General features: G+C 42.0%; 16 protein-coding genes. 1 reads left to right on the top strand and 15 read right to left on the bottom strand.

The features are described from left to right. Nucleotides 1-109: 109 nt before the first annotated feature. Nucleotides 110-703, bottom strand: a complete 594-nt coding sequence (locus MHI51_RS09425; protein WP_076219044.1) for an NAD(P)-dependent oxidoreductase — start codon at nt 701-703, stop codon at nt 110-112. Between the two features lie 6 nt (nt 704-709). After that, on the bottom strand, nt 710-1,090 hold the full coding sequence (locus MHI51_RS09420; protein WP_076135812.1) for a helix-turn-helix transcriptional regulator: 381 nt from the start codon (nt 1,088-1,090) through the stop codon (nt 710-712). A 268-nt stretch (nt 1,091-1,358) separates the two neighbouring features. Here MHI51_RS09420 and MHI51_RS09415 point away from each other — a divergent pair, with 268 nt between their 5' ends. Continuing rightward, nucleotides 1,359-1,988: a LysE family translocator gene (locus tag MHI51_RS09415; protein ID WP_076219042.1), complete on the top strand. Its 630-nt coding sequence runs from the start codon at nt 1,359-1,361 to the stop codon at nt 1,986-1,988. A gap of 200 nt (nt 1,989-2,188) precedes the next feature. Here MHI51_RS09415 and MHI51_RS09410 read toward each other — a convergent pair whose 3' ends face one another. The 13 genes from MHI51_RS09410 to MHI51_RS09350 form a co-directional block, all read right to left on the bottom strand. Beyond that, complete coding sequence (locus tag MHI51_RS09410) at nt 2,189-2,797, bottom strand: hypothetical protein (RefSeq protein WP_076219041.1); 609 nt, start codon at nt 2,795-2,797, stop codon at nt 2,189-2,191. 114 nt (nt 2,798-2,911) lie between these two features. Continuing rightward, nucleotides 2,912-3,481, bottom strand: coding sequence for a manganese catalase family protein (locus MHI51_RS09405; protein WP_036684067.1), 570 nt, complete (start codon nt 3,479-3,481; stop codon nt 2,912-2,914). Nucleotides 3,482-3,531: 50 nt separating this feature from the next. Continuing rightward, entirely contained in the window at nt 3,532-3,798 is a 267-nt protein-coding gene (locus MHI51_RS09400) for a spore coat protein CotJB (RefSeq protein ID WP_036684069.1), read from the bottom strand. Nucleotides 3,799-3,801: 3 nt separating this feature from the next. Continuing rightward, a complete protein-coding gene (locus tag MHI51_RS09395; RefSeq protein WP_036684070.1) occupies nt 3,802-4,020 on the bottom strand; it encodes a spore coat associated protein CotJA in 219 nt (72 codons plus the stop codon). Between the two features lie 208 nt (nt 4,021-4,228). Next, nucleotides 4,229-5,254 (bottom strand): AI-2E family transporter, encoded by a 1,026-nt coding sequence (locus MHI51_RS09390; RefSeq protein WP_341001883.1) that lies wholly within the window; start codon nt 5,252-5,254, stop codon nt 4,229-4,231. A gap of 47 nt (nt 5,255-5,301) precedes the next feature. After that, nucleotides 5,302-5,796 (bottom strand): DedA family protein, encoded by a 495-nt coding sequence (locus MHI51_RS09385; protein WP_076100017.1) that lies wholly within the window; start codon nt 5,794-5,796, stop codon nt 5,302-5,304. Nucleotides 5,797-5,803: 7 nt separating this feature from the next. Then, a complete protein-coding gene (gene pssA / locus MHI51_RS09380; RefSeq protein WP_076219640.1) occupies nt 5,804-6,328 on the bottom strand; it encodes a CDP-diacylglycerol--serine O-phosphatidyltransferase in 525 nt (174 codons plus the stop codon). Nucleotides 6,329-6,370: 42 nt separating this feature from the next. Beyond that, nucleotides 6,371-8,125 carry a HAMP domain-containing sensor histidine kinase gene (locus MHI51_RS09375; RefSeq protein ID WP_076219641.1) on the bottom strand — a complete coding sequence of 585 codons (1,755 nt, stop codon included), beginning with the start codon at nt 8,123-8,125 and terminating at the stop codon, nt 6,371-6,373. Beyond that, nucleotides 8,122-8,802 (bottom strand): response regulator transcription factor, encoded by a 681-nt coding sequence (locus tag MHI51_RS09370; RefSeq protein WP_341001880.1) that lies wholly within the window; start codon nt 8,800-8,802, stop codon nt 8,122-8,124. Before MHI51_RS09370 ends, MHI51_RS09375 begins: the two co-directional genes overlap by 4 nt. Nucleotides 8,803-8,966: 164 nt before the next feature. Further along, nucleotides 8,967-10,325, bottom strand: coding sequence for a hemolysin family protein (locus tag MHI51_RS09365; protein WP_076135925.1), 1,359 nt, complete (start codon nt 10,323-10,325; stop codon nt 8,967-8,969). A 20-nt stretch (nt 10,326-10,345) separates the two neighbouring features. After that, a complete protein-coding gene (gene yfkAB / locus MHI51_RS09360) occupies nt 10,346-11,482 on the bottom strand; it encodes a radical SAM/CxCxxxxC motif protein YfkAB (protein ID WP_036684078.1) in 1,137 nt (378 codons plus the stop codon). 221 nt (nt 11,483-11,703) lie between these two features. Then, nucleotides 11,704-12,816: an HD-GYP domain-containing protein gene (locus MHI51_RS09355; RefSeq protein ID WP_076187093.1), complete on the bottom strand. Its 1,113-nt coding sequence runs from the start codon at nt 12,814-12,816 to the stop codon at nt 11,704-11,706. 144 nt (nt 12,817-12,960) lie between these two features. Then, complete coding sequence (locus MHI51_RS09350; RefSeq protein ID WP_076124791.1) at nt 12,961-13,788, bottom strand: undecaprenyl-diphosphate phosphatase; 828 nt, start codon at nt 13,786-13,788, stop codon at nt 12,961-12,963. Between the last annotated feature and the right edge of the window lie 44 nt (nt 13,789-13,832).

Here is a 13,832-nt window from a genome sequence, read left to right as displayed (position 1 = left end):
AATCCAAACTCATGACAGTATTAAGAGCCTTGTTAGCCGAAGCTAATGAGGCTCTTTTTTTTCAATTAATCGCTTATATACTAGTCCATAAATCACTAATATTATAGTATTAAATGCATATTTGTATAATCTGCTGAGCCAACTGATTCACTTTAATGGGTTTTAGATCCTTGTTGAAAAGACCTACGGCTTGTACAAAAGGAACCATGACAACCGCATCAGCACGATCCCCGTAAACCAGACTTGGTTTTACAATGCCGATATTTTTGCCGCTTGTAAGGGCGATATGCTCTCCTCTATGCTTGGATTCAAGAAATTGTTTATTTTTAAAGGGCATTCCCATCCGTCCTGAAATATAACATCCCTTGGGAATGTTCAATCTACTCATAAGCTCAACCATAATGTTTACCGGCTCAGCATTTAGCTTTTCGAAATCCTCCTTGCTGTTTGCTGTAGCAGTGCCGACCAAATCAACGATGGCATCCGCTTGTTGAGGTAACTTACTAATGTAAGAATCGATATCAAAAATATCGACAGACATCCATTTTATCCGATTGTGATTAACGAGGCTCGGTAATAACTTTCCAGGCTTTCCGTTTCGGGATACGCTGATGATCTGCACCTGAGGATCTTTTCTTAACCATTCTTCCGACAAATGTGTTCCGATATAACCACTTCCACCTAACAAAATCACATTTTTCATCTCATGTCACCCTTCATCATCATTTATAGTTTTAGGATCTGATTCTGCAGAATCCTTGATGAACTCATCGATATGGTCAAACAACCTTTTGAGTCTGAAAATATCACTTTTAAGTACATCCAAATAATAATAATTTTTGGTGCCTTCCTGATCAAAACCAATCAAATTAGCCTCTTTTAATACCTTCAAATGATGAGATACAGCTGGACGGGATAAATTGGTCCTTTGTGTCAGCTCACCAACTCTGATTCCTTTTTCGCAATCACTTTCACCTTCAATCAAAGCAATGATGATGGATTGACGTGTCTCATCTCCAATGGCTGCAAGAGCTTTACTGCATTCACCAAATTCTTCAGCCAGATTTTTTAAGCGTTCTTGTCTGTCCATAAGCTGCCCCTTTGGGTTTAATGGTTTAATCATATGAACTATTGTATATTAATTTTCGACCAATAATTCATCGGTAAAGAAAATCGAGACCATTAATATTCATCTCTGGCGATCCTCAAATAAATAAAAAAGACCATCTCTATTAGAGCGGTCGAAAATTATAGAGCAAATTTGTAATAGATAAATTCACTCAAAAGAATTGCCCCCTATTACTTCATGGTGTAAAATATACTTTCGTTTAATTTGATAAAGGGGGCTTTTAATTTTAATGACTTTATTTCTTACATACGTTTTGCTCGGCTTCTCCATCGCTCTCCCCGTAGGTACCATTACCATTGAAATGACCAAACAAGGCTTGAAAAATGGCTTTATGCATGGTTGGATTGTTGGCCTCGGGGGAATGACCATCGACCTCTTCCTAATTCTAGGCTTATACCTGGGTCTAGCCTCTATTCTTTCCATGCCTATCATACAAGTGATCATGTGGCTAGTTGGGGCTCTGTTCCTGTGCTACGTTGGCTATGACAGCATCAAGAATGCAGATCATGATATTTCCCTTGGAGGTGAGAAGACGTCCAAATCGCTGTTCTCTTCTTACAAAAATGGTTTGCTAGTAGCGATCTCACCAGGAAACCTGGTATTTTGGGTAAGTGTCTTTGGTACCGTATTGTCCGACTCCTTTGACCGTACTAATACGGGCAGCTTTTTGCTAGTGGGATTAGGTATCCTGATTGGTATCCTACTCCATGATATTGGCCTGATGACGATTGTATCCACCACACGAAAAGCAATGAATCGGACAGCAATTAAATGGGTGACTATCAGCGCAGGTTTTGTATTAATCGGCTTTGGGGGGTATTTCTTCTATCAATTCCTGCGGAGCCTCCATATTTTTTAACGTAAAAAAGCCGTTCTCTTATAAAAGAGAACGGCTTTAAATGTCTTTTTCACAGAAATCCTTAGAACACCCGCTTCCTTAAACCCGATAGGTGGCTACCATAATTAATTAATACAGAACTGTATCAAATTTCCGAATCCTAATCTCTCTGCTAACATCGTTCGTACCCTTTTGGAAGAGAATATTAATAAATCTCCATATCATTCAAAAGTGTTAGTTGCCTGCGCATCCGCCAGTATGATCAACCCAATCTTTCCGTCCTCATCATAGGTTGTTGAAAGCAGATATTTGGCTCTGAGTTCTTTTTTGGAAAGCGATTTAAAATCTGATGTATATTCTTTTACTAGTTTCTTTGTTTCTGTATCGTAATAATATTCCAAATATTTAAAAGATTTCATACTTTCCGAAGCATTCTCTATCGCATATTTCTCTCCATATAACTCTTTAATTCTCTCTTTGTTCGTACCAACTTCAGCTCCTCGGGCAGTTTTATATGCCCCCTGAGATTCTCTTCCCAATGTTATGGCTACAGCCTTATCATATCTGTAGAGTACACTCACTCCTGAATCATATGTATACCAATTGGAAATTCCTTCATTTCCAGTCCCCAGAACCTTCTCCGCATTCTTACGACTCATGCCATAGCTGACTCTTTCCCTGCTGTTATCTACCTTGTAAATGGCCATATCCTGTTTGGAGAAAGTATCGGGCTCCATCTTATAGACCTTAGCATTACCACTGCTGCAAACTGCCAGTACAAGAAATACAGGTATTAATACTAATAAGGTATAAATTCTTTTACTTTTCAATAATTTTCCTCCTCTAGTTATATTCGCTAATATTAACACAGTAAATTTTAACCAACCAAGTAACTATCTAATAGAAAAATAAAAAAGCCGCCAAAATGGCGACTTCTTCTTGAGTCAGAACACCCGCTTCTGATTCCGATCATCAATAATAATCTGCACCGCTTCCTTAAACCGTAATGCATGCACAATCTCCCGCTCCCGCAGGAACTTAAGGCTATCCTGCAGATCCACGTCATCCGTCATGTCAATCAGCCACTGATATGTAGCCCGGGCTTTTTCCTCAGCCGCAATGTCTTCATAAAGGTCTGCCAGCGGATCTCCCTTAGCTTGAATATAGGCTGCGGTGAATGGAACTCCACTAGCATCCGTGTAGAACAGGGCATGATCATGCGCTACAAAATGTGGCCCTAATCCCGCTTCCTCTAATTCGCATACCGAAGCATCCTTCGTCAGCTTGTAGATCATCGTGGCAATCATCTCAAGGTGAGCAAATTCCTCAGTAGAAATATCGTTCAACACGCCAATAACTTTATCTGGAATCGTGTATCTTTGATTCATATAGCGTAGTGCAGCGGCGAGCTCGCCATCTGCGCCTCCGTATTGCTCACTCAAATAACGCGCCATCCGGACATCACATTTACCCACCCGTACCGGATATTGCAGTTTTTTTTCGTATATCCACATTCGGGAACTTCCCTCCTCTAGAAAAATAGTTCCTTACGGTTATACTCCTCTTACACCTGCCAAGGCCAAGGGGGTTGATTCCATTCCCATGGACATTTAGAATAAGCGCGGCCAAAATTCTGCAGCGGACCATATAACTCCTGAAAATGATTCGCTAGCTTAGTTCGTTCCAGCGTAAGCTGATTAAATTGTTCAATACTTCTCAGATCGTCAGGATGCGTATTTAGGTATAAGTTCAACTCCACTAAGGCAAAATCAAGGGTCTGCAACTGTTCAAGCAATTCATAATAACGTTGGTCGCAAGGATTTGCCTCCATAGTCTATTTCCCTCCTCCTTTGCACTTGGATTCATACGGACTAAATAGTGCCGGCCAGAGCGTTCCATACTTCAGAGCCTCCTGCAAACTAAACTGTGGCAAATCGGGTGGCTGAAAGGTGATAAATTGATTGGGTGGAACTACATACGTCTTGAACGGCACCGGTGGGCAAGGATCAAACGGGCCCCTAAAGGGGGTATACCTCCGCAGCTGTGATTCCATCTTTTTTGTACCTCCTTTGTTCCTGTTCCTTCTTTAAAGACTCTGAACATTACTCCCTTAGCTAACTTATGACAGCAGGACACAATATAAAACGTTATTCACAAAAAAAGCCCATTAGCAATTTTTTTTGTGCAATGTGCATGACAAATAAGCTGTCTCCGGAAAAGTACCGAAAACAGCTTATAACTTGGGTTTTTTAGTATTCAGCTTAGGGCTTCGCTCTTTTGAACGAATCTTCGTGGGTAATCTCAAGGATATCCAACATAAATACAAAGATAGGAATACCAAGAATAAGTCCCCAGACACCCATATAATGCTCAGAGAACAACAACACGCTAAAGGTGAAAAACATCGGCAAATTCATTTTTGTGGACATCAACTTAGGATTCAAGAAATAGCCTTCGATAAAATGCAACACCGCAATAATCGCCAGCACATAAGTAACTGTCATCAGACCGCCGATGTTGTAACCAATTATTAAAAGCGGAATGAGCGAAATCAAAAAACCAACCACCGGGATGAGACTGAGCAGAAAAATCAAAATCGCTAGGGCAAATAAATACGGGAAGTTAAGCAGCCACAAGCCAATAACAGTAAGACAGGTGTTGAACATGGCAATGAGAATTTGCGCTTCAATTACTTTCCCAAAGGAAACGATGAATTTTCGGCTGAAATACTCCAGATCTATATAAAACCAGGCAATCCTGCTCTCTCTCATCCTGGAAGTGAAACTGACGACCCGGTTCTTCTCCAGAATAAACACAAAGCTTAAAATGGTTGATACTACGAAAGTTGCACCCCAGTTGCTAACCTGCAGCACATAATCGATGCCTCTTTTGATATAGGACTGATAGTTAAGGTCCCTGAACATTTCATACAAATATAATGTAATCTTGTTCTGCGGAAGATCCTCTGACTTGAGATTGGTGAGGAAGATGGCTAATTGCTTAATCTGCTCCAATACTTTAGGAAGATATTTTGCAAAGGCCAGTACAATCAATGCGATTAAAGCAAGGTATAAAATGACAATAATCACCTTACTGTTAACCTTCATAAATTTACCAATTCGCTTACTGAGCACAATCTGAAAGCTGTTCATGACAAAAGCAATCAGAAACGTCAGCAGCACCAGATTAAGCATCCCTCGAACCATGTACAGCAGCAACCCGATAAGTGCGAGAATAAAAAAGCGTCTGGTAGTAATATTCGTGTAGAATCGCTTGAATACATTCATTGATCTTGCTCCATTCAATTGCGATTAATAATGTTAAACTTCAAAGGCTATAAAAAGGAAAACTTAGCCCCCACAAAAAAGCCGATAGAAACAAAAAGAAGTGACCAGGTTAGCGCTCCTGCAGTCGTTATTAGTATATATTTTTTGAAAGACATAGCACTGATACCAGAGATATAGCTTGATACATGCCTCAGACCGGGAATAAAATAAGCAATGAAAATCGCCCAGTTTCCGAACCGCAAAAACCATCTTTTCATACTGGCAAAACGCTTGGGTGTAAGGCCAACCCACTTGCCGAATTTTGCTACCACAGGTTGTCCTAGCCTTAGACCAATGGTATAGCTGATAAGCATTCCTGTGATGGATCCCATAAAGCAAACCAATACGGAAAGTGAAAAATCCAAAACCATAACGGAGGATAAATAGCCTACAAACAGCATTAACACCTCATCAGGCACAGGAAGTCCGATAATCCCAAGTGCCATAAGGCCAAATATGGCTAAATATCCGTATTGTGAAATGAACTCTATAATCCAAGGCATGGGTGTATCACTTCCTGTTGAAGGATTTTTTAAGGGACGGAAATGGGATACGGCTGATCATCATTACGGACAGCAATGCCATTAATCCGATGACCAGTCCTGGTTTCATCCGTTCATCTAGTAAAGAAATCATCGACAGAATGACTCCAGCAGCAGTAATGGGCATCCCCACGAACCCTTTGGAAGGCGCCGACAGATTAAATCTGGCCAAACGAAGTGCGCCACAAATCAAAAAGAAAACTGCAGCTGCAGGTCCAATCCAGTCGGCATCTTCTAACCTATATAACAAGATAAGGAAGGTAGGCGCTAAACCAAATGATATAATATCCGCCAATGAGTCCAATTGTTTACCGAATTCACTAGTACATTGCAATATTCTTGCCAGTAATCCATCCAGTACATCACATATTGCCGCGAGCATTATCATTAATAAAGCTAGGCTATATCGTTCTTGAATCGTAAAATACAAGGATAGTGATCCTAGTCCCAAATTTCCGAGTGTGCACGTTGAAGGCAACCAGTTCAATTTCATACAATTTCACCCCTTTCATAGCAGTATTTCTGTTGATTCGGTTTAACCTTCAAAGGTCACTGTAAAGCTGACACCGTTCTTCGTATTTTTCACTGTATAGAGACATGCGTGCATATCTAGTATTCGCTTCGCGATGGAAAGCCCAAGACCCGTACCGCCTGTCATTCGACTGCGGGATGGCTCAGACCGATAGAACCGTTCCCAGATCTGCTCCAGCTGATCTTCAGGGATTGATTCTCCTATATTTTGAATAGTGAATACAATAGTCTGGGCATGACTCTCAATATTGACGGTGATAGAACTTCGTTCTTCCGCATGCCTAATAGCATTGGTCATAAAATTTAGCACAACTTGTTCGATCCAGTTCATATCAGCATAAATTGGTAATTCATTTGCAGGAATAATGATGACCTCCAAATGTTTTTCACTCAGCAAGTGGACCAGCTTGTCCGTCACCTTTTCCGTCAGTTCACTTAACATAAAGGAAGATTTCCGTAGTTTAATCGTGCCCGACTCCAACCGCGCTAGATCTAGCATATTTTTAACAAGAAACTCCATTTTATCGGCTTCCTCAATAATCACTTTAATGTAGTGATCCTGCTTGCCGGCGCTAACGCCGTCTTCCAAGCCTTCAGCAAAACCTTTGATAATACTGAGGGGCGTCTTCAATTCATGGGAGGCGTTGGCAAAAAAGTCCTGCTGCATGATCTCCATTCTTTGCTTCTGTTCCATATCCTCAACTAGCTGCTGATTGGCCTCTCTTAACTCCCGTAAAGCAGAGTCCAGACTTAGTGATAAGGTGAACATGCTGTTAGAAAGGCTGCCTAGCTCATCCTTCTGCCGAATCGATGTGTCCCCTGTAAAGTCCAGAGAAACCATCCGTTTTGCTATCTTGTTTAACTTAATTAGCGGACGCGTTACCATTTTCGAGAAAAAGAGAGAAAGCACCAGAATCAGGACAAAGCCACCCATTCCCAGATATAAGAAGAACCAGCGTAACGCATCGTTCGAATCCTTAACTTCCTGTAATGAAGTGACTGTGAATAGTAATTCAATTTCTCCGTTACTTTGCTTCAAGGGCAGAATAACCACAGAATTGCGACTCCCACTCCAGGGAGCAACCCAGTCTCGTTTCTGTATTTTCAAATTTTTAAAGTCTTCTATCTGCGCTGATGTCAAAGGAAACCATTCCTCAAGAGCTTCAAACATTATTCCCTGGCGTGGATTCCATATTTTTAAATCAGGCAGTACAACTTCTGCAACAGTACCAGATGCATGAATCGTCCCAGTCTCTCCCGTCTCCCCTATGGTTCCGCCCCCTTTTTTTGTAATGCTTATGGGGTAGAGTATAACGGGTGAAGCACTGTCTTCATCCAGAAGTTCGCCTTCCACGCTCAACTGATCATCTACTTTAATGTTTGCTGCTCTCAGTGAATCTCCGTACTGATTCATGAATAGGGATAAAGAAACAACCATACTCTTCCCGTCATCATCGATTAGCTTTATATGAAATGGATCTTCTGAATTCATCCTTCCATCCAGCTTCAAAATAACCATTTGTGTTTTATTCCGCAGCATAAACCGGACAAGCTCCTGAGAGGTTCTAGTGCTTCCCCATGGTTCGCTAATATATCTTGCCGCAAAGCTCTTAAGGTGTTTCTCCACACGGTGCTCTTTTTGCTTCTGATAGAAATTGTCAAACAACAGCAATTGGCTTAGAATCACCATGCCATAGAAGCAAAGGAAAAAGATAACGGTCATCACAAACAGTTTAAAAGTAATTCCCCGTCTTCTCATGCCTCTTCCTCGAACATGTATCCTGTGCCAATTACCGTACGAATAAAACGTGATTCATAACCCAATTTACTTCGCAGCTTTTTGATATGACTGTCCACAACTCTGGAATCTCCTTCAAATTCAATTCCCCAGATCCGACTGAGGATCGTATCCCTTGAAATAACAATCCCTTTATTTCGTATTAAAAGCCATAAAAGATCATATTCCTTAGGGGTAAGCTCCACTTCCGCATCTTCTACCTCCAACCGATGAGCCAAGGTATTAAACATCGCGGAACCAAATTTTATTATGCTAGATTCAGGCTGATGGGTGCCTTCAACCCGTTTCATAAGTGCATTTGCCCGGGCTACTAGCACCTTTGGACTAAATGGTTTTGTAACATAATCATCGGCTCCTAATTCAAAACCGTAGATTTTGTCGTCATCTGTAGACTTGGCGGTTAACAAAATGATGGGTACCGCTGATTTCTCACGAACTTCACGGCACACTTCGAAGCCATTCATAGCAGGCATCATGATATCCAGAATCAGCAGATCCGGCAGCAGTGAATCAAACCAAACCAATGCATCTCTTCCATTATCCGCTTCAAGTACCTCCCAATCATTCTGTAAGAAATAATCAGATACCAGTTCACGAATACGAATTTCATCCTCAACGAGAAGAAGTTTCTTTTTCAATCTAGACCCCGCTTTCAAACAATTAATATACATTAGCATAGACGAGCGTTATGTCCTTTATGTGTCCACAAAAAACTCCCCCTGTCATGAGCCATACAGCTCTTGCAGGAGGAGTTCATTATATCCCTGATCAACCGGAACAATACGTTACAATTTTTAATAGGTTATTCTTTATCCTCATTCAGTTCTGATGAGGTTTCTTCGTCCTCGACACGTGGTTCCCGGTGGATATTAATTCTAGTGATACGCAATCTTGTTGATTCCTCGACTTCAAAAATAACATCTTCTACTTTGACACGTTTTCCTTTGGTTGGATTACCCTCCAGCTCCTTAAACAACCAACCGCCGATGGAATCCACCTCATCGTCTTCAATCACAACACCCGTAAGATCGTTGACATCCTCAATCAGCATCCGGCCCTCAACAGAGATATACTCCCCATTATGTTCCACACTTGGACGCTCATCTTCGAACTCGTCATGTAAATCACCTACGATTTCTTCCAAAATCTCTTCTGCTGTCAGCAAACCTGCTGTGCCGCCATATTCATCGACAACTAACGTCAGCTGAGCCTTATTCTTCTGCATAAAACGAAGAGTATGGCTGATCTCCATCGATTCCGGAACGTTAAGGATAGGCCGAACCAGAGTTGTAAGGTCATTCTGCTGCTCCGGGGGAGCAAACAACAGGTCGGTAATATGAATAAAACCGATAATACGGTCTTTATCTTCCAGGGCAACCGGATAACGCGAATGTCTCGTTTCGGTAATAATCTTCATATTTTCTTCTAACGAAAGATTGCTGTAAAGCACATCCATATCTGTACGAGGCAGCATGACTTCACGTGCAAGCAGATCTGAGAATTCAAAGATATTATCCATTAGTTTCATTTCATCTTTGTCAATGACACCACTCTTGGCGCTCTGATTCATCAGAATACGTATTTCCTCTTCCGAGTGTGCTGCTTCACTTTCATTTGCAGGCTCCACACCGACTAACCGAAGCAACGCGTTGGCTGAAGCGTTCAGCACCCAGATAAAAGGCATGAACACATTATAGAAGAACATCAGGGGTGCAGATAACAACAGTGCCGAACCTTCTGTTCTTTGAATCGCGAGCGATTTAGGAGCAAGCTCCCCAAGTACAATATGTAAAAATGTAATGATCGAAAATCCAATAATCACAGATACGGTAGAAATCAGGGTATGATCGGTGATCCCCATCTGGTACATTAAAGGTTCGACCAACAACTCAGAAATCGCAGGCTCTCCAACCCAACCTAAGCCCAGCGACGCAAGTGTTATCCCAAACTGAGTGGCGGATAAATAGGAATCCAGTCTCTTATTTACTTTCAGAGCATATCCAGCCATTTTATTACCTTCACTGACAAGTTGGGTCAGGCGGGACTGCCTGACCTTAACTAATGAAAATTCCGCTGCTACAAAAATACCGTTCAATAATACGAGCACCAGAACCAGCAAAAGATTAAGCAATAATCTCCCTACTTCAAATTCCGTATGCACCACTTAACAACGCCTCATTTCTACAGATTGATCGCTTTTCTAGTTTTGAAGTCAACTTCCGGATAATACATATCAGCCACTAACAGATTAGGTCCGCAGCAGCCTGCTGCATCGCAGTGGCAGTTCACCTTTTGGTTCAGCGGGTGTTTAGTCTGCCAATCGATAAATATATCATCCAGCTTTTGGTTCTCGATGTTGCCAAAGGCTGCGATATCAGCGAAATCTGTAACAAAAACATCGCCAGTAAACATGTTTACGTTCACTCGATTCCGGCCATCCGGATCATTGCGAAGGGTAACATTCTTCTCGGCGCGCATTCTGCTTATCAGCTTCTGATCTTCTTCCAGGAAGCTGCAAGCAAAAAACGGAAGGGTCCCAAACAGCATCCAAATCTCCGGATCACGGGTATCCAGTAGTTTATGGATTGCCGTCCGCATTTCATTCAAGGACAACACTGGCAAAGCCGAAGCAAAACTGGAGTTGTACATAGGATGTACCTCATGCCGTTTGGCGCCCATATCGAGAATCAACTTATGAATTTCAGGCAGCTTAGTATGTGTACGGTAATTAATCATAGTTTCCGCAGAAATTAGCATACCATCCTCACTTAGCCGTCGAGAATTCTCAATCATTGCATTATATAACCGATATGCACTTTCTTTTGAAACTGCATGCCCGCTGTTGGCAAAACCAACTTCATGAAAATCGTCTCCGTTCACATAATTAAAAGAAATATGCATAACGTCCAAATACGGAAGCAGCTTTTCATATCGAGCATACGGCATCGTCAGATTAGAATTAATTTGCGATCTAATCCCCCGCTCTTTGGCATACTTTAAGAGCGGCACTATGATATTATCCACCGTACCAGCCAAGAACATAGGCTCTCCGCCGGTAATACTAATCGTCTCCAGATGCTCTACTTCATCTAAACGGTCCAACATATTTTTAAGCGGCAGCATATCCCCTTCTCTAGAGGTTAAACTATCACCTACCGCACAGTGTTCACACCGCATATTACATAAATTGGTTACTGTGAATTCCACACTCGTTAGCACATGGCGTCCATGCTTACGTAAAGAAGTAATGGGATCCCACGGATCGTAGCTTGGCGACAGCTCCTTCGGTGAAGATGTTAATGGTCTTAAAACATTCATTTGTACTAGCTCCTTTAAATCTTATTCCTATTATTAACCCATAATCATGAAGATTGAACGGTGTCTTATCCTATATCATACCACGTTAGTCAGAAAAACTGCACTTCGGATGTCTTTCAGACTGTCCTTACAAGCTTTTTCACTGTAAAAAATAATAGCAGCGAGACGAAAAATAGGCTTCCGCGAGTTATGCGGACAAGCCTAATCTTCTCTCTTCGCTGCTATGATAAATATTTTGGCGTTCCCACAGAATCGCCTTGATCTGCGACGTCAACGATAACAACGGAGAGGGCTTTTCCTAGATCCCTTTCGAACGGTACTACTTTTTCTCCTTCAGGCCCTGTAAGCACACGTACAATCGGTCTGTGAGGCGTACTTGGGTCTATTTTGACAACAACTCCACTTTCACCCGTACTGAGCTTCACCGTAAGACCAAGAGGATAGATAGCCACACGATCTCTAAATAACTCTAGCTGCTTCTGCTCATACAATGTACCAGAACCTACATAAAGCGCCTCAACGGCTTGATGTGGCAGCATAGCCTTTTTGTAGACCCGGTTGGAGGTCATGGCATCGTAGGAATCAGCCACGCCCAACCATTTGGCATATTCATGAATTTGAGGTCCTTTTAATCCCCGCGGATATCCGGATCCGTCAATGCGTTCATGATGCTGAAGCGCACAATGAGCCGCGAGCAGCGGGATATTCGGTTCTTCCTTGAGAATCTGATACCCGATCTCGGTGTGTGCCTGCATATGGCGAAATTCATCTTCACTGAGCTTACCAGGTTTTTGAATGATTTTTATCGGGACTTGGGTCTTGCCAATATCATGCAGCAGCGCACCCAGACCAATCACTCGAAGCTCCTCTTTGCTGTACCCATGCGCAATGCCAAGCACCAAAGTGTACAAGCAGACATTCAGGGAATGGACGTACAAGTAGTTATCAGCGGTGTGCATATCAAGCAGCATGATCATCGGATCTTCTTGTAAAGACAAATCATCCAGGATGCTATCCATGATCTTTGAGAATTTTTTATCCAGATGGTAGAATCCCTTGCTTATTCCTGAAGCGCCTGTCATTTGCTGAAACTGATTACGAATCACCTTCAGTGCCTGATTACGTGTCTCATCTTGAAGCATACCTATAATCTCAACATCGTCCGTGACAGAGTCCTCTATGTAAATATAACCGATGTCAATTCTTGAAAGCCTCTTGATCAATGCATCAGTAAGCTCCACCCCATCCGCGAGGAGAGTTAGACCTTCATCATTATATATTTTTTTACCTAATTTCATGCCTGCTTGAAGCTGATTCACGGATACTAAACGCACTTAGCTCACTCCTGCCTTTAACGGTAAAATGCTATTCTGTTTTGAAATCCTTGGGTCACACGCTTTGTCTATACCGTTTATGTAGAGATCAGACAGGTGCACCATGAAGAACATCGGGTGTGTCTAGGTCTTTGCCTATGGGCATTAACGCATAATAAACAACCAGAATATAGCAGCAAGAATAAATCTGTAGATCGCGAAATGCGTCAATCTAATCTTTTGAATCAATTTCATAAACAAAATAACCACTACATAAGCCACTACAAAAGAAATCAGAAATCCAATTACAAAATAGCCAATCGTTTCACTAGTAAAGTTCTTATAAGAATCCAACATTTCATATCCGGAAGCCGCACACATAATAGGAATGGCTATAAGGAAGGAGAAATCCGCAGAAGCTTTATAACTAACCCCACTTAACATCCCTCCGGAGATCGTAGATCCCGAACGGGAAAATCCTGGCCACAGCACTGAAATAATCTGATACATCCCGATAGCCAGCGCCTGTCCGTAAGAAAGATCGTCCAGCTCATGCGCTGTAATTCTAATTTTGCGTCTGTTTACCCATTCTGCGATAATCATTAGAATCCCGCCGGCGACAAGCGCCCAAAGAACAGTCGTGGCTCCAAAGAGACTTTTTATAAAATCGCGGGCAAAAAATGCCACAGCTAGTGCTGGGGCAATCCCAAGTATTACATGGATTAAGTTCAAACGAGACGCCGGCATCACACCGCCTCTTCCTGAGTTCTTACGCCCAATGCCCAGCAAATTAAGCACACGCTCGCGGTAAACAAGCGCAATCGCCAATATTGCCCCTAGCTGAATAACGATTTCATAAGTCTTCATAATCGAATCCTGCTCATCAAAGCCCAGAAGCTTCGAGGTCAAGATCATGTGTCCTGTAGAAGAAACAGGAATAAATTCAGTGATCCCTTCGACAATTGCTAAAATAATAGCTGTAATCGTGTCCATAATCTCCTCCTATTTTTCGGGAATCTAGCACTGTTTAAATGGAA

The organism is Paenibacillus sp. FSL H8-0260, from assembly GCF_045040625.1.
Taxonomy (GTDB): domain Bacteria; phylum Bacillota; class Bacilli; order Paenibacillales; family Paenibacillaceae; genus Paenibacillus_AQ; species Paenibacillus_AQ odorifer.
Note: the sequence above shows the minus strand (reverse complement) of the source record. Positions and strands in the feature narration are given on the sequence as shown.